Source organism: Bacillus sp. FSL K6-0993 (genome assembly GCF_037977205.1).
Taxonomy (GTDB): Bacteria; Bacillota; Bacilli; order Bacillales; family Bacillaceae; genus Bacillus; species Bacillus subtilis.
On the sequence record NZ_CP150275.1, the window covers coordinates 627,501 to 651,488 of the forward strand.

Sequence of the window (23,988 nt, forward strand, 5' to 3'; positions counted from 1 at the left end):
AGTTTTAAACGGGCAGCTTTAAATGATGTTAGTGACGGATTGGCTAGTGAACTGAACGAGATTGCAGAAGCCAGCTGTGTTTCAATTGAAATTGATGAAAGCATGCTTCCAATTCATTCTGATTTGCCTAAGCTTCATCCTAACTGGAAAGAATGGGCTTTGTTTGGCGGTGAGGATTTTGAGCTGACAGGGACGGTTTCAAATGAGGAGTGGGAAGTGTTGAAGCAGGAGTGCGCAGCACATCAACTTCCCATTACAAAGATTGGCCATGTCAGGGAAAAAACAAAATCTAAAGTGATCCTAAAAACAGATCAAACATCAATGATCTTAGAGAAAAAGGGATATAATCATTTTAAATAAGACGGGTGACTCGTGTGAAGCAATTAAAATGGAGAACTGTAAATCCAGAAGAAACAAAAGCAATTGCCAAGCTTGCGGCAGCGTTTGCTAAACCGGGAGACGTCCTGACATTAGAGGGCGATTTAGGTGCAGGAAAAACGACTTTTACGAAAGGTTTTGCAGAAGGGCTGGGAATTACACGTGTTGTAAACAGTCCGACTTTTACAATTATAAAAGAATATAACGATGGCGTACTTCCTCTTTATCATATGGATGTGTATAGAATGGAAGATGAAAGTGAAGATTTGGGACTTGATGAATATTTTCACGGACAAGGTGTCTGTCTCGTTGAATGGGCTCATTTAATTGAAGAACAGCTGCCGCAGGAGCGACTGCAAATTGTCATCAAAAGAGCTGGTGATGATGAGCGGGAAATTACCTTTACTGCTGTCGGGAATCGGTATGAAATGCTTTGTGAGGAGTTAAGTAGACATGACAATATTAGCAATTGATACATCAAATTATACATTGGGCATTGCGCTGCTTCGAAAAGACACTGTTATAGCAGAATACATTACATATTTGAAAAAGAACCACTCTGTAAGAGCGATGCCTGCTGTTCATTCATTGCTGAATGATTGTGATATGGCACCGCAGGACCTTTCTAAAATTGTCGTTGCAAAAGGCCCTGGTTCATACACAGGAGTAAGAATAGGTGTGACGTTGGCCAAAACACTTGCCTGGTCTTTAGACATTCCAATAAGTGCTGTATCAAGTCTTGAGACGCTTGCTGCAAATGGCCGGCATTTTGACGGTCTGATCAGCCCAATCTTTGATGCTAGACGGGGACAGGTGTACACAGGTCTGTATCAATATAAAAATGGGCTTTTAGAGCAAGTTGTTCCAGATCAAAATGTGATGCTGGCAGATTGGCTGGAGATGCTAAAAGAAAAGGACCGCCCTGTTTTGTTTTTAGGCCATGATACTTCTCTTCACAAGCAGATGATCGAGGATGTGCTTGGAACAAAAGGGTTCATTGGAACTGCCGCCCAGCATAACCCGCGTCCTTCAGAATTGGCTTTTCTCGGGAAGGAAAAGGAAGCAGCTGATGTTCATGGGCTTGTCCCGGATTACTTGCGGCTGGCAGAAGCTGAAGCGAAATGGATTGAAAGTCAAAAGTAGGGTGATAGGATGAAAACAAAAGCAGCGGTCAGAAATATGCGGCTTGAAGATATAGATCACGTATACGAAATCGAAGCATCCTCCTTTACGTCTCCTTGGACGAAGGATTCGTTTTATCATGAGCTGCTGGAAAATCCATATGCTCATTATCTCGTGATTGAAAAGGACGGCCATCTTGCTGGGTATTGCGGGATTTGGATTGTGATGGACGATGCCCAAATTACAAATATAGCGATAAAACCAGAGTATCGCGGCCAGTCTTTAGGAGAAACGCTTTTTCGCTCAGCTGTTGAACTGTGCAAAGAAAAAGACGCAAGGCGGCTTTCGCTTGAAGTGAGGGTTTCGAATCATCCTGCTCAAGGCTTATATAAGAAATTCGGGATGCAGCCCGGCGGAATAAGAAAGAACTATTATACTGATAACGGGGAAGATGCGTTAATTATGTGGGTGACGATAAATGAGTGAGCAAAAAGACATGTACGTATTAGGAATTGAAACAAGCTGTGATGAGACTGCTGCAGCTATTGTGAAAAACGGAAAAGAGATCATTTCAAACGTAGTAGCCTCTCAAATTGAAAGCCATAAGCGCTTCGGAGGCGTTGTTCCGGAAATTGCTTCAAGACATCATGTTGAACAAATCACTTTGGTTATAGAAGAGGCGTTTCGCAAAGCTGGCATGACGTATAGTGATATTGATGCGATTGCAGTAACAGAAGGTCCGGGACTGGTGGGAGCGCTTCTTATCGGCGTGAATGCCGCTAAAGCATTGAGCTTTGCACATAACATTCCGTTAGTAGGCGTTCATCATATAGCCGGTCATATATACGCGAACCGTCTTGTAGAAGACATCGTGTTCCCGGCACTGGCATTAGTCGTTTCAGGAGGCCATACAGAACTGGTTTATATGAAGGAACATGGATCATTTGAAGTCATTGGGGAAACCCTTGATGATGCGGCAGGAGAAGCTTACGACAAAGTGGCGCGGACGATGGGATTGCCATATCCGGGTGGACCGCAAATTGACAAGCTAGCTGAAAAAGGGAATGACAATATTCCGCTTCCTCGCGCATGGCTTGAAGAAGGCTCTTACAACTTCAGCTTTAGCGGATTGAAGTCTGCGGTGATCAATACGCTTCATAATGCATCCCAAAAAGGGCAAGAGATTGCTCCGGAAGATTTGTCTGCCAGTTTCCAAAATAGTGTGATCGATGTCTTGGTAACCAAAACGGCGCGCGCGGCAAAGGAATATGATGTCAAACAGGTCCTTTTAGCCGGAGGAGTAGCTGCAAACAGAGGCCTCAGAGCTGCATTAGAAAAGGAATTTGCCCAGCATGAAGGGATTACGCTTGTCATTCCTCCATTAGCTTTATGCACGGATAATGCTGCGATGATTGCTGCTGCTGGTACAATTGCTTTTGAAAAAGGAATTCGCGGTGCATATGATATGAATGGCCAGCCCGGCCTTGAATTGACTTCTTATCAAAGTCTCACGAGATAATAGCGTGAGACTTTTTATATGTTTGTTATTAACAGACAATTCACAATTTATCCACATATCTGTGAGTAATTATAGAGATATTGATGGATAAAGGGCTGAGGTCACTGTTAATAAAGTGGATAAATTCAGAATATTTTGTGGATAGTGTGTATAAAGCGCTTACTTTGTTTATGTATTAGGGGATGTTCTGTGGATAAAAAGCACCTCTAAAAAGAGGTGCTTGACTTTTTTAATCTTCTTCTGTGGATAGTTCTTCCCATTCGGACAAAAGAGATTCCAGCTCCTGATTGAGCTTCTCATTGTCTGCATGGATAGCTTGTACTTTTTCATGATCCTGATAGACTTCAGGGTCACATAACAATTCATCATTACGGCTAATGTTCTCTTCAATGGTTTGAACAGTGGTTTCAATTTCTTCAATCCGACGGAGTCGTTGGCGCTCTTTCTTTTTCCATTCTTTTTCTTCCTCGTAGGAACGTTTGGAGTCAGACTTCACTGTAGCTGGCGTTTTATCAGTTTCCTCTTGCTGATTCATTTTCTCCAATTCAAGCTGCTCTGTTTTTTTCTCTGTATAATAATCGTAATCTCCCAGATACTCCTCTATATGGCTTGAAGAAAGCTCCAATACTCTTGTGGCGATTCTGTTAATAAAATATCTGTCATGTGAGACAAATAACAGTGTGCCTGGATAATCAATCAGCGCGTTTTCGAGAACTTCTTTGCTGTCTAAATCCAGATGGTTCGTCGGTTCATCAAGGATGAGAAAGTTGGCTTTTTGAAGCATCAGCTTAGCTAGAGCCAATCTTGCTTTTTCGCCTCCGCTCAGTGAATGAACTGGTTTCAGCACATCATCTCCGGAGAATAAGAAATTTCCGAGACACGTTCTGATTTCTTTTTCTGGGAGCCCGGGGTACTCGTCCCACAGCTCATCAAGGACACGTTTAGAGGAAGTCAACTTAGCCTGTTCCTGATCATAATAGCCGACACTGACATTTGAGCCGTATGAGATCGTTCCTTGATCTGGTTTTAGGGTGTCTATCAATGTTTTCAGCAATGTCGATTTACCAATTCCGTTAGGGCCGACAAGCGCTGCGCTTTCTCCTCTTGTGAGCATGAATGACACTTCTGTTAAAAGCGGCGGCTGGTTTTCATAGCTGATTGTGAGATCCTGAACACGAAGGACTTCATTTCCGCTCTGTTTTGTAATATCAAAATGAAAGTTTGCGGATTTTTCATCGCCAAGCGGTTTTGACATGACTTCCATTCGCTCAAGCTGCTTTCTGCGGCTTTGCGCCCTTTTGGTGGTAGAGGCTCTCGCCAGATTTCGGTCTACGAAATCCTGCAGCTTTGCAATCTCGTCCTGCTGCTTTTCATACATTTTCAGATCTTTGTCATACTGCGCGGCTTTTTGGTCGAGATAAGCGCTGTAGTTGCCGTGATACTTTTTGCTTTCTGCTCTTGATACCTCGTATACCTGGTTTACTACTTTGTCCAAAAAGTAGCGGTCATGCGAAACGATGAGGATGGCGCCTGAATAGCCTTGCAAATAATGCTCAAGCCAGGTAAGCGTATCAATATCCAGATGGTTTGTCGGCTCATCGAGAATGAGCAAATCAGGCTGTGTTAACAGAAGCTTACCTAAAGCCAGTCTTGTTTTCTGGCCTCCGCTGAGGCTTTGAACCTGTGTAGAATCGTCAAAATGGCTGAAGCCGAGACCATGCAGCACAGATCTAACATCCGCTTCATATTGATAACCGCCCTTATCTTTGAATTCCTGCTGAAGACGGTCGTAGGTTTTCATGATGCTTTCTAATTCACCCGGGTCAGCTGCCGCCATTTTTTCTTCCATAGCCCGCATTTCCTTTTCCATTGCTTTTAAGTGGTCAAAAACAGTCAGCAGCTCTTCTTTTATGGTAAGCTTAGAATCCAAGCCAGTATGCTGGGCGAGATATCCCATTGTAATATCTTTTGGTTTAATAATTTCGCCCTTTTCATACGAAAGCTGGCCTGCGATAATTTTAAGGAGCGTGGATTTTCCGGCGCCATTTCTTCCAACAATGGCGATGCGATCACGATTTCTGACTTCCAGCTTTATATTGTTTAAAATAGTATCAGCACCAAACGATTTGGACAGCTGATTAACTTGTAAGATCATCATATTATTTCACCTCTGCTATAATAAGTTAAGTGTAGCTTATGAACCAGAAGTCAGCAAACAATACATTGGCCATATAAGACATAGAGAAGAAAATAGTGTATGATCTGTTTAAGGAGCGTTTTAATATGAATGGATTTTCTCATTTTAATGAACAGGGCAGAGCCCAGATGGTGGATATCAGCGAAAAATCTTCGACTGTCCGTACTGCGGCTGCTGTTTCAAGCGTACACATGAAGAATGAAGTGTACGAGAAAATACAAAGTCACGATATCGGCAAAGGAGATGTACTGGCTGTCGCGCAGGTGGCAGGCATTATGGCCGCAAAGCAAACGTCGAATATCATTCCGATGTGCCATCCGCTTTCATTGAGCGGGATAGATATATCGTTTGACTGGAAAATAAAAGAAGCAGAAGTTATACTTCATATAAAAGCACAGGTCAAAACGAAAGGGAGTACAGGTGTGGAAATGGAAGCGCTCACTTCTGCATCGGTGTGCGCTCTTACCGTTTACGATATGTGCAAGGCCCTTGATAAGGGGATGGTCATCGGCCCTACTTTCTTGCTGGAGAAGACAGGCGGGAAAAACGGTGACTTTAAAAGAGAACTATCCGAGTATAATTTGGAGGACCAAAAATGAATAAGGATCAATCAAAAATTCCGCAGGCGACGGCGAAACGGCTGCCGCTTTACTATCGCTTTTTAAAGAATCTGCATGCGTCAGGAAAACAGCGTGTATCATCCGCTGAACTCAGTGATGCCGTAAAGGTTGATTCTGCCACGATTCGGAGGGATTTTTCCTATTTTGGAGCTCTTGGCAAAAAAGGATACGGATATAATGTGGATTATTTGCTGTCTTTTTTCCGAAAAACGCTTGATCAGGATGAGATGACAGACGTCATCTTGATTGGTGTCGGGAACTTGGGAACGGCATTTCTTCACTATAATTTCACAAAAAATAATAACACAAAAATTTCTATGGCTTTTGATATAAATGAGAGTAAAATAGGAACTGAGGTAGGCGGTGTGCCCGTCTATAACCTTGATGACCTTGAACAACACGTAAAAGATGAATCAGTTGCCATTCTTACAGTGCCAGCAGTTGCCGCTCAATCCATTACAGACAGATTGGTCGCATTAGGAATCAAGGGAATCCTTAATTTTACGCCGGCCCGTTTGAATGTGCCGGAACACATTCGAATTCATCATATAGATTTAGCAGTTGAGCTTCAGTCACTTGTTTATTTTTTGAAGCATTATTCAGTTTTAGAGGAAATCGAATAGAGGGAAAGGAGGAGCCCAAATATGCCGATCGGTCCTGGAAGCCTTGCTGTTATCGCAATCGTTGCTCTGATTATCTTCGGTCCCAAAAAGCTGCCTGAATTGGGTAAAGCAGCGGGAGACACACTTCGTGAATTCAAAAACGCTACAAAAGGATTAACGAGTGATGAAGAGGAAAAAAAGAAAGAAGATCAGTAAGTTAGGATGACACGAATGAAAGTGAATCAAATGTCGCTGCTGGAGCATATTGCTGAGCTTCGAAAACGGTTGCTGATTGTAGCGCTGGCGTTTGTCGTTTTCTTTATTGCTGGATTTTTTTTAGCAAAGCCGATTATTGTGTATCTGCAAGAAACAGATGAAGCGAAGCAGCTTACGCTTAACGCGTTTAACCTGACAGACCCGCTTTATGTGTTTATGCAGTTTGCGTTTATCATCGGCATAGTCCTGACCTCGCCGGTTATTCTTTATCAGCTTTGGGCTTTTGTGAGCCCGGGTCTCTATGAGAAAGAGCGCAAAGTAACGCTCAGCTACATTCCGATCTCTATTTTGCTGTTTTTAGCGGGCTTATCTTTTTCATATTATATTTTATTTCCTTTTGTTGTTGATTTTATGAAGCGGATCTCTCAGGACTTGAATGTCAATCAGGTGATCGGAATTAATGAATATTTTCATTTTCTTCTGCAGCTGACGATTCCGTTTGGACTGCTGTTCCAAATGCCGGTCATCCTCATGTTTTTGACCAGGCTCGGAATTGTGACACCGATGTTCTTGGCGAAAATCAGAAAGTATGCGTATTTTACGCTGCTGGTGATCGCAGCCCTGATTACACCGCCTGAGCTTCTGTCCCATATGATGGTCACAGTCCCGCTTTTGATTTTATATGAAATCAGTATCCTTATATCGAAGGCCGCTTATCGGAAAGCGCAGAAAAGCAGTGCAGCCGATCAGGACGTGTCTTCTGGGCAATAATAAAAAATCCATTTCTCATGAGAGAAATGGATTCAGCGTGTTGACAAACCCCCGCATTCGTTGTCAAGCCTGTGCGTTGGTGCTCACGAATGAAAACATTCGCTCCGCTCCAATGCTCGCCTTTCCTAGACTTCAAGGGTTTTCAATCACGCTGAAAATGACAAAATCCTAAAACGAAAGCCGTTTTAGGATTTAATTTGAATCCATTTCTCATTCAGAAATGGATTTTCTTTATTTTTGGTTCTTTTTGATTTTAAATGAAAAGGCGAACATCTTAAAAGAAATGCTGATGTTGTAAGCGGCGAACACCATCAGCAGGATGGAGTAAAATGACCACATGCTGCCTGGCGAGCTTGCGGCAAGATAAGTAAAGATGCACCCTACGGCAAAGTAGATCATTCCCCAAACTACCGGGTTTCTCATAAACATAATCCTCCAATAATCAATTGCATTTGTGTGCTCTGCTGTTCAAGGTAATTCCGAACAGGCTCAAGCTGCATGATGACGACGAATGTATTCATCATTAAATGGGCGAAAATCGGCACCCATATCCGTTTTGTTCTCGCATATAAAAATGCAAAGGTAAAGCCCATTGCTGTATATAGAAGGAGATGCTTCAAATCAGCGTGAACAATACCGAAGATAACCGAGCTGATCAGTCCTGCAAAAAAGAAATTCGTTTTTTCGTACAGCGCGCCGAAAATGATTTTTCTGAAGATGATTTCTTCTAATATAGGCCCGACGATGGAAGAAACGATAATCATGAGCGGGACTGCCTGAATGACATCCAGAATCGCTTGTGTATTTTCTGATTCTCTTCCGATGCCAAAAACATAATATTCAATAGAGCCTGCTATTCCTTGAGAGAAAAGGGCAATGAAAAAACCGGCTATCGCCCAAAGGATAGAAAGTCCGATTGAGTCCTTCTGTCCGTTTCGCAGCGTTTCTTTCGGAACGGTTCTCAGAATGAGCAGAACAATAAGGAGACAGGCGATAAAGCTGATGACGGACCATAATCCTTGTGCATGCAGCATATTTTCATCTGTAGGCTGTCCTCCGGCATAACCGAATTTAAATAACAAGGGAATCGCGATTAATGCGGAAAACTGCATGATGATATATGTCAAAATAATAAACCAATACTGTTTTCTCAAATGGTATGTACTCCTTTGTTAAGTGGGTTTCGTTCATCTACAGCTATTGTAACATAATCGGTACGGGGGTGAAAAAGCTAACGGAAAAGGGAGCGGAAAAGAATGATGTAAGCGTGAAAAATTTTTTATCTTATCACTTGAAATTGGAAGGGAGATTCTTTATTATAAGAATTGTGTTAGCACTCTTTAGTGCTGAGTGCTAAAATTACATATTCATACTATTGAGGAGGTTATTACATTGTTAAAGCCATTAGGTGATCGCGTTGTCATTGAACTCGTAGAATCTGAAGAAAAAACTGCCAGCGGAATTGTGTTGCCGGATTCTGCAAAAGAAAAACCGCAAGAAGGCAAAATCGTGGCAGCTGGTTCAGGTCGCGTGTTAGAAAGCGGAGAGCGCGTTGCTTTAGAAGTAAAAGAGGGCGACCGCATTATCTTCTCAAAATACGCAGGTACTGAAGTGAAATACGAAGGTACTGAATACTTAATCTTACGTGAAAGCGACATTTTAGCTGTTATCGGCTAATTCTTAAATAAACAATATTTAAAACATTTGAGGAGGTCTTGTAAACATGGCAAAAGAAATTAAGTTTAGTGAAGAAGCTCGCCGCGCAATGCTTCGCGGTGTCGATGCACTTGCTGATGCTGTTAAAGTAACTTTAGGACCAAAAGGACGCAACGTGGTTCTAGAGAAAAAATTCGGTTCTCCGTTAATCACAAATGACGGTGTAACAATCGCTAAAGAAATCGAGCTAGAAGACGCGTTTGAAAACATGGGTGCTAAGCTTGTTGCTGAAGTAGCCAGCAAAACAAACGACGTTGCCGGTGACGGTACAACAACTGCAACAGTTCTTGCGCAAGCAATGATCCGTGAAGGCCTTAAAAACGTAACAGCAGGCGCTAACCCTGTAGGCGTGCGTAAAGGGATGGAACAAGCTGTATCGGTTGCGATCGAAAACTTAAAAGAAATTTCTAAGCCAATCGAAGGAAAAGAGTCTATCGCTCAGGTTGCTGCGATCTCTGCGGCTGATGAGGAAGTCGGAAGCCTTATCGCTGAAGCAATGGAGCGCGTAGGAAACGACGGCGTTATCACAATCGAAGAGTCTAAAGGCTTCACAACTGAGCTTGAAGTTGTTGAAGGTATGCAATTCGACCGCGGATATGCGTCTCCTTACATGGTAACTGACTCTGATAAGATGGAAGCGGTTCTTGACAATCCTTACATCTTAATCACAGACAAAAAAATCACAAACATTCAAGAAATCCTTCCTGTGCTTGAGCAGGTTGTTCAGCAAGGCAAACCATTGCTTCTGATCGCTGAGGATGTTGAAGGCGAAGCACTTGCAACACTTGTTGTGAACAAACTCCGCGGCACATTCAACGCAGTTGCTGTTAAAGCTCCTGGCTTCGGTGACCGCCGTAAAGCAATGCTTGAAGACATCGCTGTCCTTACTGGCGGAGAAGTAATCACAGAAGATCTTGGCCTTGACCTGAAATCTACTCAAATCGCTCAATTAGGACGCGCTTCTAAAGTTGTTGTTACTAAAGAAAACACAACAATCGTTGAAGGCGCTGGCGAAACAGACAAAATTTCTGCCCGCGTGACTCAAATCCGCGCTCAAGTGGAAGAAACAACTTCTGAGTTCGACAGAGAAAAATTACAAGAGCGTCTTGCGAAACTTGCTGGCGGCGTAGCTGTCATCAAAGTCGGCGCTGCGACTGAAACTGAGCTGAAAGAGCGTAAACTTCGCATCGAAGACGCCCTGAACTCAACTCGCGCAGCTGTTGAAGAAGGCATCGTATCCGGTGGTGGTACAGCGCTTGTAAACGTATATAACAAAGTCGCTGCAGTTGAAGCTGAAGGCGATGCTCAAACAGGTATCAACATCGTGCTTCGCGCGCTTGAAGAGCCAATCCGTCAAATCGCGCACAACGCTGGTCTTGAAGGATCTGTCATCGTTGAGCGCCTCAAAAACGAAGAAATCGGCGTAGGCTTCAACGCTGCAACTGGCGAATGGGTAAACATGATCGAAAAAGGTATCGTTGACCCAACGAAAGTTACACGCTCAGCTCTTCAAAACGCTGCGTCTGTAGCTGCAATGTTCTTAACAACTGAAGCCGTTGTCGCTGACAAGCCAGAAGAAAACGCTGGCGGCGGAATGCCTGACATGGGCGGCATGGGCGGTATGGGCGGCATGATGTAAAACCGACAAAAAAACCTTGATTTACAAAGGTTTATCGGCAACGGACGTCATTTTTGATGCCCTATTGATGCCATTTGTAAATTTCGAGGCTTCTCATGAGTTCATTGAACTTGTGAGAAGCTTCTTTTTTTTTGTCTTTCGTAGTTTGATTTTTTCAGCACTGTTCTATATCGATTTTCAATAGTTTTGATAATCCCGATATGAACTAATCAATTGACCAAAATAAATCTACCCGCTCAGATTCCTGTTTACGTCTTCTTTGACAAACGGCTTACTGTAACTTCAGTAAACTGCATTTCTGTTATGATTATAAAAAGGGTTTAAAAATTATTCGTGCAAATCCTCTGTTACTTCTCTCCCTATTGCAGACAGGAGATGGTATCCTCTCATAAGATAAAAAAGCCCCAGTTATCTAAATAAATAGTGTCACCAACACTCTTAGACGTTTCTAAAAGCAAAACACTGTCAAAGAGAAATCCTTTTAAATTTTCTATTTGTGCTGCTTTTTAGCTACTAAGACGATGTATGTTAAATATATAGAACGGCAGAATAATCTGATTCTCAAAAATTCACTGGCGATGTAGTTAGGTTCTTCCACCAACATCTTGATAATATTCATCCCTACTCTATGGAGACCGACATTCCAATTATTAAATCTAATATTAGTTTTTTATGATTACCAAGGAGGACTTAATAGTGCATTTTTCAGAAATGATAGATCGCTTGGCTTTATATGATTTACACAGAAAAAGAAGCAAAGATAAACATTTTTCTGCTGCTATTGCAGCCGATATCGATGATAGAGAGGAATTTTACAGTGCAAATATAGCTGATGTTTCAATTGACTTGAATGAATCTAAAAAAAATTATAGGGTTGGAACATTTCGTTATGAATCCTTAATTCAAACAGGGAATCCTGTTAATGATACTTTAAAAGGGGAGGTTTTTTTAAATAAAAATGATATAGATCAACCCAATGTCATCTTTGTACACGGCTGGCGCATGGATTCGTTCGATAGAATCAAAAAAATATTTCATAAACGTATAATGAACGATTTAGGCTGGAATATGTATTATTATTCTCTTCCATACCATTTTGAAAGAGAACCAGAAAATTCACTGTATAGTGGCGAGTTGATGATTAGTGCAAATATTGATCGTACAATTGAGTCGACAAGACAGGCCATTGTCGATTTACGGGCATTAATTCACTGGATAAAAGCAAATAAAAAAGGCCCTGTTATCATAGGGGGGGTAAGCTTAGGGGGATGGGTTACTAATCTAATTGCAACCCTAGAATCCCAAATTGATGTAGTGGTATCAATCTTTTATGCCAATCGCCTTTCTTATTCAATATGGAACACGATCCCAGGTAAATTCATAAGAGAAGAATTAGAACAAAATGGTGTGACCTATGAAGATTTAACAAAATATTGGAATATCACAGATCCTAGTCAAGCCTTGCCGAAAGTTAATAAAGATAACATTCTGCTGATTTCTGCTAAACATGATCAGTATATTGACTTAAAAGATGCAGATTATTTATGGGAAAGCTGGGGGAAACCCACAAGATATGTCTACAATTGTGGTCATTCCGGTATTGTTCTTTGTCGCAAAAAGCTGGCAAATGATACGCTTTCCTTTATAAGAGAAAGGATAAATACGAGAAAACCTGGTTCAGTACATTTGTAGACCTTAATAAGAAACGAAAGGCCAACTGCAACTTCAGTTGGCCTTTCCTATTTATTGAGTGAGATTGCTGACAGAACTACGTACTACTCGTTTTCTTTAGTCACCCTTGCCAAAAGTTCCACCTCATCCCGAATCCCAATCGCAGGCTCCCACGAATCAATCAAACGAATCGCTCTCTGATTAGCTTCCATCGCTTTCGTTTTCTCTCCTTTACGGTACAACAGCTGCGCCATCCCGTAAAAATAATAGATCAACTCAACCTGATTGGCGTTATGTTTGTCATAGAGCATTTGCTCAAAGGCTTCTTCCGCTTTCTCAAATTGACCACATTTCACGTAAGCGACACCCAGATTGAAATAGGCTTCTATCGTTTTTTCGCCGCCGTACGTGGAGCTTATCTCATTTGCCGCTTCGTATAATTGAATGGCTTCTACATGATAACCTCTCGCAAAGCTTAAGTCACCGCGGACCAATAGAACTCTGTGTTGAATGGTAGGGGAAATCGGTTGATTTTCGATTTCGTTTAAAATGGTCTCTGCTTTTTCCTGTTGCCCGGCTTTTAAAAACAGCCTTGCTTTGAGTGCGTGTCCCCAAACCTTTAGATCATAGGCATCGTGAGCGTCTGATTGTTCAAGAATCTTCAGCCCGGCTTCTATTTGCTGAAGTGCTCCGTCTAAATCATTGACTTCCATCAGGGCCCAGCCTGCTGTGTCGATTCGGAAGAACGCTTCTCGTGTGTGTTGGCCTAAGTGATGGGCGGCATCGGCGGCTTTGCGCCCGTATTCGATTCGCAAGGGCAGGTTGATTCTGCTTAGAAAATGGCTAATGCGGGTGATGAGTTCGATTAGGATTTCTTTTTGATCGGTTTCACTTGCCCATTGGATGACCTTTAAGATGTTTGGCCATTCTTGTTTCATTTGATCTAAATTCCGTCCCAACAGGTAGCTCCAATAGATAGAGTCGGGCTGTTCCCGCTTTAAATGGGTTTCGGCATAATCAACATAATAGTGCGCCCATCGATTGCGGGCTTCTTTTTCATATTCGTGCTGCTCGGACAAGTGCTGTTCTCCGTAAGCGACAACGGTTTGGTGCGCTAAGTATTGTGTCCTGCCTTGGCTTCGTTCCGGCTGAATCAGCGCATATGACCGCATTTGTTCCATAGCGTAATGAAAACGGCGGGCGTCTAATCCGGCTGCTGCCGCCAGGCTTTTTTCATCAGGCGACTTGCTGAAAAAGCAAAGCGTCTGCCATAGCTTTCGCGTATCTTCATTGCATCTGTCCCAGGTGCGGCCAAAGAGGAATTCAAACAATTCCAGCAGTGAGTAGCCTGCTTTTCCAAGCTCATGAATCAGCTGCTGAGCGGGGATGTCATCGTCTGACATATAGGCGATGCTGAGTGCCATGGCTTTCGGGTTTCCGGCAGTCGCTGAAATGAATTCGTTTTTCAGGTCAGATGATAGATGTAACAGCTGCTCCAGCTTTTCCCGTTTATTTTGAATGTTGCATGTTTGTAAGCAGCGGTGCACTTCTTGCTGAAAAAATTCAAGGGCATCTGTTTGGTCAAGACCGCTCAGCTGGATGGCCGCCATTTCTCCAAAGCTTTCCCGATAGGTTTGCTTTACGTTTTCCCGTGCAGTGAGGAGAACTTTTACGCCTTGCGGAAGGCTGGTGATAAATTCATGAATGTCACGTTCTGCAGTATCAATGCTGTCAACGATCAGCAGGATCGGTTTTTCTCTAGTGTAATTAGCTAACGCATTGCGGACGACGAATCGTTTTTCATTGATTGATTTATCGATTTGTTCTGTGCGTCCGAGCTGATAGGCGATCGTATTTAAAAAATCGCTAAAGCTCAATCCTTTCCAATCAGCGCTGACCCAAATGATACTGTTGAACGCCGGCCAATCTGAAGTATCGTCGACACAGGAATAGGCTGCTTCAAGAGCGATTGTGGTTTTACCCATACCAGCCCAGCCGGTGATTAAACAGACTGGTGACGGAGAAAGCATCCATTGCCGTATCGCTTCCATATCAAAGCTGCGTCCGATAAAGCATCCGGACCAGCGTGAGGGTAAATTATGAGTGATAGGCTGTTCTGTAAGCGCATTCGTTTCATGGCCGGGTCTGTCATGAAACAGCCGTTTTACTACATTTTCAATTTCGTCTTCACTCGGAGCCCCGAATGACCCGTCTTTTCGCAGTATTTTCGCTTTTTTCAAACAGGATGCTGCCCATACAGGCAATGCGGGTTTGATGACTGGGATAGTGGTGGCTTCCAGCAGGTCTGTCAACCACTCGATATCCAAGTCGGTCTTTTCGAGAATGATCCAGATCATTCCGAACAGTTTTCCGTCGTCGATTCTCCCGGGAATATAGTTTGCCCCCATCTGTCCGATCCAGCTTTTGATCGTGTTAGAGGAGACTCCCAGCTGGAGTGCGATTTTATCTATGTAAGACTGTCCTGTTTTTTCGTTCTTTTTCCTTCTGACTTTATAATCAGGATGAAGTTTTAGCGTTTTGACGCCAGGTGCCAGCAGTTGTGCAAATTGTTTTCGGTTTTCAAGTTCAGCCATAAGCCTGCACCTCCTATTAGTACTATTTTATCAATCCAGCGTTTTTTGTATATGAAAAAATAAAAGTACAGTGCCGCTGTCCTTTTATACAGCAGGAAAGGCTGTTGAACGTATTGAAAAGCAGATAAAATGGGGGCAGTAACAGAGAAAACAAAAATGTATGCACTTACATTTTATTTTCTAAAGAAAGGAATTTGCCAAATGACTCACACAGTACCTCAGAACATGAAAGCGGCTGTTATGCACAACACAAGAGAGATCAAAATTGAAACATTGCCTGTGCCTGACATCAATCATGATGAAGTGTTGATTAAGGTGATGGCTGTCGGGATTTGCGGATCGGATCTGCATTACTATACAAACGGCAGAATAGGCAACTATGTAGTGGAGAAGCCATTTATCCTCGGACATGAGTGCGCGGGAGAAATCGCAGCTGTCGGCTCGTCTGTTCATCAATTCAAAGTCGGTGACCGCGTCGCGGTTGAACCTGGTGTTACGTGCGGACGCTGTGAAGAGTGCAAAGAAGGGCGCTATAATCTTTGCCCGGATGTACAGTTTTTGGCTACACCGCCGGTAGACGGCGCGTTTGTCCAATATATTAAAATGCGTCAGGACTTTGTTTTTTTAATCCCAGACTCACTTTCTTATGAAGATGCTGCTTTGATCGAGCCGTTTTCTGTCGGCATCCATGCGGCGGCCAGAACGAAGCTTCAGCCCGGATCAACGATTGCGATTATGGGGATGGGCCCTGTTGGGTTAATGGCTGTTGCCGCAGCTAAAGCATTTGGGGCAGGCACAATTATCGTGACCGACTTAGAGCCGCTGCGGTTAGAGGCTGCGAAAAAAATGGGAGCGACTCATATTATTAATATACGTGAACAGGACGCACTTGAAGAGATTAAAACGATCACAAATGATAGAGGCGTTGATGTTGCTTGGGAAACAGCAGGGAATCCAGCGGCATTGCAATCCGCACTGGCTTCTGTGCGCCGGGGCGGAAAATTGGCGATTATCGGTTTGCCTTCACAGAACGAGATTCCGCTCAATGTGCCGTTTATTGCGGATAACGAGATTGATATTTACGGGATCTTCCGTTATGCCAATACGTATCCGAAGGGAATCGAATTTCTCGCTTCCGGCGTTGTGGACACGAAGCATCTAGTAACGGACCAATATTCGCTGGAGCAGACACAAGAGGCGATGGAGCGGGCGCTTCAATTTAAGAATGAATGTTTAAAAGTGATGGTGTATCCAAATCGCTGAGTGAACAGGGAGGATCTTCGTATTCTCCCTCTTGTTTACTGGAAATGAAAACGGATTCTTGGGGTGGGAAATATGATTGAAACAGAAAAAGTAACGGCAATGAAAGTGAAGCGTCAGTCAAAATCCAGCACCGGACTTTCCTGGTTTGAACGAATCGGCTATGGATTCGGCGATATGTCGTATAATATTATCTTTCAGTTTGTAAACGCATACTTATTATTCTATTATACAGACGTCGGCGGCATTCAGCCTGCGGTGATCGCAACTTTGTTTCTTGTTGTGCGTGTGCTGGATGCTATTTTTGACCCGATAATGGGACTGATTTTAGATAAAACAAATACAAGGTGGGGAAAAGCAAGGCCATATTTGCTGTGGGTGGCATTTCCTTTTGCGCTATTCACATTCTTATGTTTCACGACGCCTCATTTCGGTGAGACCGGAAATATGGTATATGCGTATATCACCTATATTCTGCTTGGGATGTCCTTTAGTATGCAAACGATTCCGGTGAACAGCTTAACGGGGCGGATGACGAATTCTGTGGAGGAACGGACGGTTCTGACCACAACCCGGATGATTTTGGTGTATATCGGCATTCTTTTATCCATTTCCTGTGCGACACCGCTTGCAACTGCTATCGGAGGAGAGGATCAGGCGTTTGGATTTCAAATGACGGCGCTCATCTACGCAGCGGTCAGCATTGTTTTGAATCTATTCAGTTTCTTTACTGTCCGGGAGCGGATTCAGCCTAAAAAGAGAAACAAACAAGGGATCAAAAAGACGTTATCCGTTTTATTCCAAAATAAACCCTTGCTTATGTTAATTTCATCATTTTTGGCTTTTGCGATCGGGTTTAATATTAAGCTCAGCACGATGGTGTATTATTTTACGTATAACGTAAACCATAAAGAGTTCGTGTTTATGGGCACCGTTTTATTTTTCGGAGCAGCGCTGATCAGCAATTTGTTTATTCCTTTCTTTTCTGAGAAGTGGGGCAGAAAACAAGTCATGATCATCACGGCAGCTCTATCGCTTATTTCTTATGCCGGCCTGCATTTTACGCCATATTCTTCAATTCCACTCATTTTCATTTGGCTTTTCGCTTCAGGATTTTTCACAACGCCTTTAAATACGCTTGCTTGGGGAATGGTTGCGGATTGTGTTGATTATGCGGAATGGAAAACCGGAATTCGCGCGGATGGTGTGGTGATTTCGAGCATGAGCTTTATTAATAAGCTGGGTGTTGCATTAGCCGGGTCATTTTCGGCCATTTATTTAGGGATCGCCGGGTATGTGGCGAATATAGACCAGACAGTTGCGTCATTGAATGCCATTAAAAATATGAATGCTTTGATTCCGGGATTTTTCATTTTGCTTTCTATTATTCTTATCGCCTTCTATCCTTTAACGGAAAAAAGATATAAACACATCATCTCTGAGCTGGAGCAAAGGTCTGCGAGATAAATATATGTAAAATTTTTAATATTCAATGTTGTATTTATGGCAGAAAGTAATATACTGAGACTGTAATCTAGACTTTATAAATGAGTGTGATAATATGCGTAGTCATTCTGTAGTTTGTATTGGGGAATTGTTGATTGATTTCTTTTGTACCGATGTTGACGTTGATTTAATGGAAGGGCGCCATTTCCTGAAAAGTGCCGGCGGGGCACCGGCGAATGTGTCAGCAGCGATTGCCAAGCTGGGAGGAGACGCCGCTTTCAGCGGAAAAGTAGGAAAGGATCCGTTTGGGTATTTTCTGAAGCAAACATTGGACGCTGTACATGTCGATACCTCTATGCTGGTGATGGATAAGAAAGCGCCTACAACGCTTGCTTTTGTTTCATTAAAACAAAATGGAGAGCGTGACTTTGTTTTTAATAGAGGCGCGGACGCTTTGTTTACGCTGGAGGATATTGACCAGGAAAAACTAAACGAAGCGAAAATCCTTCATTTCGGTTCTGCGACGGCACTGTTATCGGATCCGTTTTGCTCAGCCTATTTACGGCTGATGTCGATTGCGAAAGACAATGGACAGTTTATTTCGTTTGACCCTAACTACCGTGAAGATTTATGGAGGGGAAGAGTCTCAGAGTTTGTAAGTGTTGCGAAAAAAGCGATCGCTGTAAGTGATTTTGTGAAAGTCAGTGACGAGGAGCTTGAGATTATAAGTGGTGTGAAGGATCATGAAAAGGGTGTTGCGATCCTTCATGAGATCGGAGCCAACATTGTCGCTGTGACACTTGGGAAAAGCGGAACGCTTCTTTCCAATGGAAAAGATCATGAAATCATTCCAAGCATTCCGGTGACATCAATCGACTCAACAGGAGCCGGAGATGCTTTTGTCGGTGCGGCTTTATATCAATTGGCAAACACGGACCATATTCAATCTGTAGAAGCAGATTTTGTGAAACTGCGTGAGATTGTGGCGTTTGCCAATAAGGTCGGAGCTCTTGTGTGCACTAAAATTGGAGCGATTGATGCACTGCCGAGCTTGGATGAGATTGAAGTTTCTTTGTAAATCATTGAAGATGTTCCTTGAAAGTCTTTGGACTTTTGGGGGCATCTTTTTTTATTGCTTACATTTTTGTTCAGGTAAAAAGTTGTATATTTTTTGTTTGAAATGTCATTTTTTATTAAAAAAGTGAAACTTTTAACGATAATAAATAGTATATGTAACAAGGTTAACGAATTAGCTTTAGGAGGAACGATATAATGAGTATCATTGGAAGATTTAAAGATATTATGTCTGCGAATATCAATGCTTTATTGGACAAGGCTGAAAATCCGGAGAAAATGGTAGATCAATATTTAAGAAATATGAATAGCGATTTGGCTAAGGTTAAGGCAGAAACAGCAGCTGTTATGGCTGAGGAGCAGAGAGCAAAAAGAGAATATCACGAGTGCCAGGCGGATATGGAAAAGATGGAAAGCTATGCAATGAAGGCGCTGCAAGCCGGGAGTGAGAGCGATGCGAGAAAATTTCTTGAAAGAAAAACATCTTTGGAGTCAAAGCTTTCTGAGCTGCAGGCGGCCAATCAAATTGCTGCAACCAATGCCGCACAGATGAGAAAGATGCATGACAAATTGGTATCTGACATTGGAGAGCTGGAAGCACGTAAAAATATGATCAAGGCGAAGTGGGCAGTAGCGAAAACGCAAGAAAGAATGAACAAACTGGGCGCTTCTGTTTCAAGTACAAGCCAATCAATGTCTGCATTCGGCCGAATGGAGGACAAAGTAAATAAGGCACTTGATCAGGCCAATGCAATGGCTGAACTGAACAGCGCTCCGCAGGATGATATGGCTGATCTGACTGCAAAGTATGACACTGGCGGTTCAAGCCAGGTTGATGATGAACTTGCGGCGTTAAAAGCGAAAATGATGCTCGATAAGTAATACATAGGAGGCCGCAGCTTTCGGCTGCGGCGTCATTTTATCATAAGATGTGAGAGGGAACGGTAATGATAATATCTTATAAGTGTCCGAACTGCGGCAGTGATATGGCATTTGACAGTGAAACCGGCTCGTTATCCTGCGGCAGCTGCGGAAGACAGGACAATATTGAAAGCCTTCCGAAAGAAAACATTGCGGCACGGTTTTCTGATGATGAAGCAAAAGAATATCAATGTGAAAATTGCGGCGCCGTTTTGATCACGGAAGCTGAAACGACAGCAACGACGTGCAGCTTCTGCGGGGGTGCTGCAATACTTGCCGATCGATTATCAGGTCATTTGGCACCGGCGAAGGTCATCCCATTTACAATCAGTAAACAAGAAGCGGAGCAGGCATTTCGAAAGTGGTGCAAAAAAGGCCTTCTGACACCAAGAGGTTTCATGTCTGCCGATCGCATTAAAAGCATCACCGGCATGTATATTCCGTTTTGGATGTTTGATTTAAATAGTGAAGTACAGGTGAGAGCAAACTGTACCAGAGTCCATCAATATGAAGAAGGGGATTATATTTGCACGGAAACAGAGCACTTTGAAGCGTTTCGTGATATCAATCTCGATTATTTGAAAATCCCTGTCGATGCCTCTGAAAAAATGAAAGACGAATTAATGGACAAATTGGAGCCTTATTCATACGAAGAGCTGAAGGACTTTCAAACGGCATATTTGGCCGGTTATATTGCGGAAAAGTACAATTATACCGATGAGGAGCTTTTTCCGAGGGCAAAAGAGAAAATCAGCAGTTATATAGATTCATACATCCATTCTACTTTTTCCGGATATACGTCAGTCAATGTGAGGGACAAACAGATTCACACGAAAAACGTGAACAGCTTTTACGTTTTGCTTCCCGTTTGGATGGTCAGTTACGATTATGAAAGAGCGGAGCATATCTTTGCGATGAACGGGCAAACAGGAAAGGTTGTTGGAAAGCCGCCGATCAGTCGAGGAAAAGTAGCGGCATGGTTTAGCGGAATAGCAGGCGGGACATTTCTTGCGTTGAAGCTCGTCTCATTGATGATGGGAGGCGGATTTTGATGCGTGGATTTTTTGGGAAAGCGATCTTTGTTGTGCTGGCTGTCTTTATCATGATGCCTTTACTGGGTATCGAAGCGGCAAGAGCCTCTGAATCGCAGCAGCATGTGTACGATCGCGCTCATCTATTGTCAAAAGCGGAGATCGGAAAACTTGAATCTCTCTCGGCAGAGCTGGGTGCAAAGAGGGACACTGATTTCATTATTATTACGACTAAAAGCACAAATGGTGAAGATATTGTCGATTATGCCGGCGATTTTTATGATCGTTACGGAAAAGGCAGTACAGCTATTTTAACGATTGATATGGCGGATAGAGAAGTATTCATCTCGGGCTACGAAAAAGCTGAAAAGTATTTGGACAACAGCAGGCTCAATAGCATCAGAAATACGATTTCATCTGATTTATCCAATGAAAATTATTTTGAAGCTTTTGAGACATATATTCAGCTTTCCTATAAAGATATGGGCATAAAACCGGGAGTAAACCCCGACAACATATTCTTTACATGGTGGTTTCAGCTGATTGCTGCCATCGCAGTCGGGGGAATCGCGGTTTCAATCATGCTTTATCATGCAGGCGGCAAAGTAACGGTTAATGGAAATACATATATGGATCAGCGTACGTCTGATGTGATTGATCAATACGACACTTATATTAGAACGACTGTAACAAGAGAAAGAAAACCATCAGATAAAGACAGCGGCAGCGATGGCGGTGTTACGAAAGGCGGCACGTCATACAGTGGGAGCCGGGGCAGTTTTTAAATGTAAGAAATAGAGAAAGGGAGAGGCGTAATGTCGTTTTTTAGAAATCAATTAGCGAATGTAGTAGAGTGGGAAGAATTTAGAGATGATATGATTTTTTATAAATGGAACAATCGTGAAATCAAAAAAGGGAGCCGTTTAATCATTCGTCCCGGACAGGATGCTGTCTTTTTGAACAATGGGCGGGTTGAAGGAGTCTTTCAAGATGATGGCGATTATGATATTGAATCAGAAATTATTCCATTCCTCTCAACGTTAAAGGGCTTTAAGTTTGGCTTTAACAGCGGCATGCGAGCTGAGGTGCTGTTTGTCAATACGAAGGAATTTACCGTAAGATGGGGAACAAAACAGGCGATAAATATTCCGGCAGCGGGAATGCCAGGCGGGATGCCCATTCGCGCAAACGGCACATTTAATTTCAAGGTGCAGGACTATATCAGCCTGATTGATAAAATCGCTGGCGTGAAAGATCAATATTTTGTAGAGGATATTAAAACCCGTATCATTTCTATTCTGGATCAGCTTCTCATGAAGTGGATCACAAGAGAAGGGAAAGATATGTTTAATCTTCAAGCAAACGCTTTTGATATTGCCAAGGGAATTCAAGAGGACTTAGATATGCAATTAATAAGCGACGGGATGACGGTCACTGGTTTTCAAATCATGAGCTTTAATTACCCTCAAGAGGTTCAAGATATGATTACAAAGAACGCTTCCTACGGTATGGTTGGGGATGTGAACAGATACCAGCAACTATCAATGACGGATGGAATGGCATCCGGAAAGATGAGCGGAGGCGGAGCGGCTTCGGATATGGCTGGAATGATGATGGGAATGAATATGGCCAATCAGATGATGAACCAAATGAATCAGAATCAGCAGGCACAGTCATCAGGCCCACAGTCAACTGGCAGCGGAAGCAAACCGAATTTCTGTCCAAACTGCGGAACAAAAACGGGCGAAGCCAATTTTTGTCCGAATTGCGGACAGAAGCTTGTGTAAGACTCATACAGTGAAAAGTCCGGAGTGATCAGCACTCGGGACTTTTTTATTTAGGAGAATAAGCGTTACCTATTGCTTGCTCCTGAACAGGCCATTTTCGAGCCCCCGCTTGGATAATTCCCAGCAGCAATTGACGACGTTCCTTTATTGAATTGACGGCAATTTGAAATGTTTGCTTTGATAAAGCCGGTATGCCTGATTGTTGAAGCTTTGAGATGTCTGGTTCCGGCGGCGCTTGTTCTGCAGGATGGATATAGGCAGTATGAACGGTATCCAGGTAGTTTTTGATACTTGAGCGCGCTTCTTTGATATGAAGCTGATTCGGCTGATATTGTTCAGGAATTCCGTATTTGAAAATGGTTAGAGCCTCATCCAATACAGCAACAGCTATAATGGATGATTCCTGATGCTGCGTGCTGTGGTAAAAATGAAGGATGGGGAAGGCGTTATGCTGAGCGGTCAGCTTTCCCAGTTCTGATGAAGCAGCGACAAGAAGAAAATCAATGTCGTGAAAATCTTTGCCATTCCATGCATTATGGACGATTTCTGTTCCGTCATGCCCTAGACTTAATACACTTTGGGCAAAGGAGCGTTTTTGATTAACCGCACTCAAGACGGAAATCAAATACGTGACAGAAAACGTGATGGTAAGCAGTCCTTGAGCTGTTTCAATAATCGTGACAAGCTTCCATAGGCCTCCGTTCGGAGCGAGGTCGCCATTTCCTAATGTAAACATGACATAGCCGGAAAAATAAATTCGGTCTGACCAGGAAGCCGGTTCTTTTGATTGAGTTTCCATAAGTGAGTGAGGGTCACTCGAGTAAATCAAAACCCACCCGCCCCAAAATAGACTGATCCATATCACTAACGTCAGGCATAACAGCAGAGGACCAGCCATACTTAGAACCTTTGCGTGGTCACCGCTGATTTTGCGGCAGCCCTTCCACAGCCAGGCAGACAGGCATCTTGTGATCGGGCCGGCACCGCTCTCTAACCATAACGTGGTCCATAAAAAATCAATCATCCCCGCTGTCAATAATAAAAGGCCTGCAATGATATAACCCTCATTCATTTTGGTTGCCTCCCTTAAGTCAGCCTTCTTTTATTTTCTTCTCTATTTCCTTTTATCCTGAGTCTGAAACAATTGAACGAATGTTTGATTTTACAGAGAAAAATAGGTGGGAGTTACCCAACACTTACTCATTTTTCGATATGAACAGAAAATCACAGGATTTTTGACTTGATTCACACATTTTCATGAAGAAAAACGTTCATTTTCCCCTTGAATTGGTGATTTTCCTTTTATAGAGTAAAAAATTTTCAGAAATTTATATTGACTGAAAGCGTTTTTATAATTATGATAATATCAGATATAACAAAAATGTCACTATAACATCACTACAATTGAACTATTAAGTTACTAA

At 42.8% G+C, this 23,988-nt stretch carries 24 protein-coding genes (1 of these 24 cut by a window edge); 19 read left to right on the forward strand and 5 right to left on the reverse strand.

Annotated features, from left to right (window positions below; all coding sequences use genetic code 11):
- The 5 genes in view from thiL to tsaD are tightly spaced (at most 14 nt apart) and all read left to right on the forward strand, a layout consistent with a single transcriptional unit that may run on beyond the window.
- Positions 1-360, forward strand: the 3' portion of a protein-coding gene (gene thiL, locus MHH79_RS03310) for a thiamine-phosphate kinase (RefSeq protein WP_251218254.1). 618 nt of this gene lie to the left of the window's left edge; 360 of the gene's 978 nt are visible here — the last part of the coding sequence; its start codon lies off the left edge, out of view; it ends in the stop codon at positions 358-360.
- A gap of 14 nt (positions 361-374) precedes the next feature.
- Positions 375-851, forward strand: a complete 477-nt coding sequence (tsaE, locus tag MHH79_RS03315; RefSeq protein WP_015382920.1) for a tRNA (adenosine(37)-N6)-threonylcarbamoyltransferase complex ATPase subunit type 1 TsaE — start codon at positions 375-377, stop codon at positions 849-851.
- Positions 832-1,521, forward strand: coding sequence for a tRNA (adenosine(37)-N6)-threonylcarbamoyltransferase complex dimerization subunit type 1 TsaB (gene tsaB, locus MHH79_RS03320; RefSeq protein ID WP_100506718.1), 690 nt, complete (start codon positions 832-834; stop codon positions 1,519-1,521). Before tsaE ends, tsaB begins: the two co-directional genes overlap by 20 nt.
- Before the next feature lie 9 nt (positions 1,522-1,530).
- Positions 1,531-1,986, forward strand: coding sequence for a ribosomal protein S18-alanine N-acetyltransferase (rimI, locus tag MHH79_RS03325; RefSeq protein ID WP_003243019.1), 456 nt, complete (start codon positions 1,531-1,533; stop codon positions 1,984-1,986).
- Positions 1,979-3,019, forward strand: coding sequence for a tRNA (adenosine(37)-N6)-threonylcarbamoyltransferase complex transferase subunit TsaD (tsaD, locus tag MHH79_RS03330; protein WP_003234076.1), 1,041 nt, complete (start codon positions 1,979-1,981; stop codon positions 3,017-3,019). The genes rimI and tsaD overlap by 8 nt, the downstream gene beginning before the upstream one ends.
- Before the next feature lie 229 nt (positions 3,020-3,248).
- Here the strand turns inward: tsaD and abc-f are convergent, their stop codons facing one another.
- Complete coding sequence (gene abc-f / locus MHH79_RS03335; protein ID WP_340034986.1) at positions 3,249-5,177, reverse strand: ABC-F type ribosomal protection protein; 1,929 nt, start codon at positions 5,175-5,177, stop codon at positions 3,249-3,251.
- A 125-nt stretch (positions 5,178-5,302) separates the two neighbouring features.
- On the opposite strand from abc-f, the gene moaC reads away from it, so the two are divergent.
- Genes moaC through tatC form a run of 4 tightly spaced genes read left to right on the forward strand, consistent with a single transcriptional unit; the run spans position 5,303 to position 7,425 of the window.
- Positions 5,303-5,815 carry a cyclic pyranopterin monophosphate synthase MoaC gene (gene moaC / locus MHH79_RS03340; protein WP_047182181.1) on the forward strand — a complete coding sequence of 171 codons (513 nt, stop codon included), beginning with the start codon at positions 5,303-5,305 and terminating at the stop codon, positions 5,813-5,815.
- Positions 5,812-6,459, forward strand: a complete 648-nt coding sequence (locus tag MHH79_RS03345) for a redox-sensing transcriptional repressor Rex (RefSeq protein WP_003234073.1) — start codon at positions 5,812-5,814, stop codon at positions 6,457-6,459. Before moaC ends, MHH79_RS03345 begins: the two co-directional genes overlap by 4 nt.
- 21 nt (positions 6,460-6,480) lie before the next feature.
- On the forward strand, positions 6,481-6,654 hold the full coding sequence (gene tatAY, locus MHH79_RS03350) for a sec-independent protein translocase protein TatAY (protein WP_003234072.1): 174 nt from the start codon (positions 6,481-6,483) through the stop codon (positions 6,652-6,654).
- Positions 6,655-6,660: 6 nt separating this feature from the next.
- A complete protein-coding gene (tatC, locus tag MHH79_RS03355; RefSeq protein WP_015252680.1) occupies positions 6,661-7,425 on the forward strand; it encodes a twin-arginine translocase subunit TatC in 765 nt (254 codons plus the stop codon).
- A gap of 231 nt (positions 7,426-7,656) precedes the next feature.
- Here the strand turns inward: tatC and MHH79_RS03360 are convergent, their stop codons facing one another.
- Together MHH79_RS03360 and MHH79_RS03365 are read right to left on the reverse strand one after the other, a co-directional pair.
- Positions 7,657-7,848, reverse strand: a complete 192-nt coding sequence (locus tag MHH79_RS03360) for a YdiK family protein (protein ID WP_003225680.1) — start codon at positions 7,846-7,848, stop codon at positions 7,657-7,659.
- Positions 7,845-8,579 carry a type II CAAX endopeptidase family protein gene (locus tag MHH79_RS03365; RefSeq protein WP_309529824.1) on the reverse strand — a complete coding sequence of 245 codons (735 nt, stop codon included), beginning with the start codon at positions 8,577-8,579 and terminating at the stop codon, positions 7,845-7,847. The genes MHH79_RS03360 and MHH79_RS03365 overlap by 4 nt, the downstream gene beginning before the upstream one ends.
- 238 nt (positions 8,580-8,817) lie before the next feature.
- On the opposite strand from MHH79_RS03365, the gene groES reads away from it, so the two are divergent.
- From groES to MHH79_RS03380, 3 genes are all read left to right on the forward strand, one after another.
- Entirely contained in the window at positions 8,818-9,102 is a 285-nt protein-coding gene (gene groES, locus MHH79_RS03370) for a co-chaperone GroES (RefSeq protein WP_003155970.1), read from the forward strand.
- A 46-nt stretch (positions 9,103-9,148) separates the two neighbouring features.
- Entirely contained in the window at positions 9,149-10,780 is a 1,632-nt protein-coding gene (groL, locus tag MHH79_RS03375; protein WP_021481338.1) for a chaperonin GroEL, read from the forward strand.
- Positions 10,781-11,476: 696 nt separating this feature from the next.
- Positions 11,477-12,472: an alpha/beta hydrolase family protein gene (locus MHH79_RS03380; protein WP_309529823.1), complete on the forward strand. Its 996-nt coding sequence runs from the start codon at positions 11,477-11,479 to the stop codon at positions 12,470-12,472.
- Positions 12,473-12,555: 83 nt separating this feature from the next.
- Here the strand turns inward: MHH79_RS03380 and gutR are convergent, their stop codons facing one another.
- Complete coding sequence (gene gutR / locus MHH79_RS03385; RefSeq protein ID WP_340034987.1) at positions 12,556-15,045, reverse strand: glucitol operon transcriptional regulator GutR; 2,490 nt, start codon at positions 15,043-15,045, stop codon at positions 12,556-12,558.
- A 201-nt stretch (positions 15,046-15,246) separates the two neighbouring features.
- Between gutR and gutB the strand changes: the two genes are divergently transcribed.
- From gutB to MHH79_RS03420, 7 genes are all read left to right on the forward strand, one after another.
- Positions 15,247-16,308, forward strand: coding sequence for a sorbitol dehydrogenase (gene gutB, locus MHH79_RS03390; protein WP_340034988.1), 1,062 nt, complete (start codon positions 15,247-15,249; stop codon positions 16,306-16,308).
- A gap of 72 nt (positions 16,309-16,380) precedes the next feature.
- Entirely contained in the window at positions 16,381-17,772 is a 1,392-nt protein-coding gene (locus MHH79_RS03395; RefSeq protein WP_100506724.1) for an MFS transporter, read from the forward strand.
- A gap of 94 nt (positions 17,773-17,866) precedes the next feature.
- Entirely contained in the window at positions 17,867-18,829 is a 963-nt protein-coding gene (locus MHH79_RS03400) for a carbohydrate kinase (protein ID WP_063335600.1), read from the forward strand.
- A gap of 194 nt (positions 18,830-19,023) precedes the next feature.
- Positions 19,024-19,707 (forward strand): PspA/IM30 family protein, encoded by a 684-nt coding sequence (locus MHH79_RS03405; protein WP_047182188.1) that lies wholly within the window; start codon positions 19,024-19,026, stop codon positions 19,705-19,707.
- Between the two features lie 65 nt (positions 19,708-19,772).
- The gene (locus MHH79_RS03410; protein ID WP_100506725.1) at positions 19,773-20,798 is read left to right on the forward strand and encodes a TFIIB-type zinc ribbon-containing protein; all 1,026 of its coding nucleotides are present in this window, start codon (positions 19,773-19,775) and stop codon (positions 20,796-20,798) included.
- On the forward strand, positions 20,798-21,562 hold the full coding sequence (locus MHH79_RS03415) for a YgcG family protein (RefSeq protein WP_063335602.1): 765 nt from the start codon (positions 20,798-20,800) through the stop codon (positions 21,560-21,562). Before MHH79_RS03410 ends, MHH79_RS03415 begins: the two co-directional genes overlap by 1 nt.
- Before the next feature lie 30 nt (positions 21,563-21,592).
- Entirely contained in the window at positions 21,593-22,564 is a 972-nt protein-coding gene (locus tag MHH79_RS03420) for an SPFH domain-containing protein (RefSeq protein ID WP_063335603.1), read from the forward strand.
- 46 nt (positions 22,565-22,610) lie between these two features.
- Here MHH79_RS03420 and MHH79_RS03425 read toward each other — a convergent pair whose 3' ends face one another.
- A complete protein-coding gene (locus MHH79_RS03425) occupies positions 22,611-23,636 on the reverse strand; it encodes a potassium channel family protein (RefSeq protein ID WP_019712786.1) in 1,026 nt (341 codons plus the stop codon).
- Positions 23,637-23,988: the final 352 nt, after the last annotated feature.

What these genes read in the sequence shown, in the direction of transcription:
- tsaB (WP_100506718.1), top strand. Translation starts at nt 832, where the DNA reads ATGACAATATTAGCAATTGATACATCAAATTATACATTGGGCATTGCG.
- rimI (WP_003243019.1), top strand. Translation starts at nt 1,531, where the DNA reads ATGAAAACAAAAGCAGCGGTCAGAAATATGCGGCTTGAAGATATAGAT.
- tsaD (WP_003234076.1), top strand. Translation starts at nt 1,979, where the DNA reads ATGAGTGAGCAAAAAGACATGTACGTATTAGGAATTGAAACAAGCTGT.
- abc-f (WP_340034986.1), bottom strand. Translation starts at nt 5,177, where the DNA reads ATGATGATCTTACAAGTTAATCAGCTGTCCAAATCGTTTGGTGCTGAT.
- moaC (WP_047182181.1), top strand. Translation starts at nt 5,303, where the DNA reads ATGAATGGATTTTCTCATTTTAATGAACAGGGCAGAGCCCAGATGGTG.
- MHH79_RS03345 (WP_003234073.1), top strand. Translation starts at nt 5,812, where the DNA reads ATGAATAAGGATCAATCAAAAATTCCGCAGGCGACGGCGAAACGGCTG.
- tatAY (WP_003234072.1), top strand. Translation starts at nt 6,481, where the DNA reads ATGCCGATCGGTCCTGGAAGCCTTGCTGTTATCGCAATCGTTGCTCTG.
- tatC (WP_015252680.1), top strand. Translation starts at nt 6,661, where the DNA reads ATGACACGAATGAAAGTGAATCAAATGTCGCTGCTGGAGCATATTGCT.
- MHH79_RS03360 (WP_003225680.1), bottom strand. Translation starts at nt 7,848, where the DNA reads ATGAGAAACCCGGTAGTTTGGGGAATGATCTACTTTGCCGTAGGGTGC.
- groL (WP_021481338.1), top strand. Translation starts at nt 9,149, where the DNA reads ATGGCAAAAGAAATTAAGTTTAGTGAAGAAGCTCGCCGCGCAATGCTT.
- gutR (WP_340034987.1), bottom strand. Translation starts at nt 15,045, where the DNA reads ATGGCTGAACTTGAAAACCGAAAACAATTTGCACAACTGCTGGCACCT.
- gutB (WP_340034988.1), top strand. Translation starts at nt 15,247, where the DNA reads ATGACTCACACAGTACCTCAGAACATGAAAGCGGCTGTTATGCACAAC.
- MHH79_RS03395 (WP_100506724.1), top strand. Translation starts at nt 16,381, where the DNA reads ATGATTGAAACAGAAAAAGTAACGGCAATGAAAGTGAAGCGTCAGTCA.
- MHH79_RS03400 (WP_063335600.1), top strand. Translation starts at nt 17,867, where the DNA reads ATGCGTAGTCATTCTGTAGTTTGTATTGGGGAATTGTTGATTGATTTC.
- MHH79_RS03405 (WP_047182188.1), top strand. Translation starts at nt 19,024, where the DNA reads ATGAGTATCATTGGAAGATTTAAAGATATTATGTCTGCGAATATCAAT.
- MHH79_RS03410 (WP_100506725.1), top strand. Translation starts at nt 19,773, where the DNA reads ATGATAATATCTTATAAGTGTCCGAACTGCGGCAGTGATATGGCATTT.
- MHH79_RS03415 (WP_063335602.1), top strand. Translation starts at nt 20,798, where the DNA reads ATGCGTGGATTTTTTGGGAAAGCGATCTTTGTTGTGCTGGCTGTCTTT.
- MHH79_RS03420 (WP_063335603.1), top strand. Translation starts at nt 21,593, where the DNA reads ATGTCGTTTTTTAGAAATCAATTAGCGAATGTAGTAGAGTGGGAAGAA.
- MHH79_RS03425 (WP_019712786.1), bottom strand. Translation starts at nt 23,636, where the DNA reads ATGAATGAGGGTTATATCATTGCAGGCCTTTTATTATTGACAGCGGGG.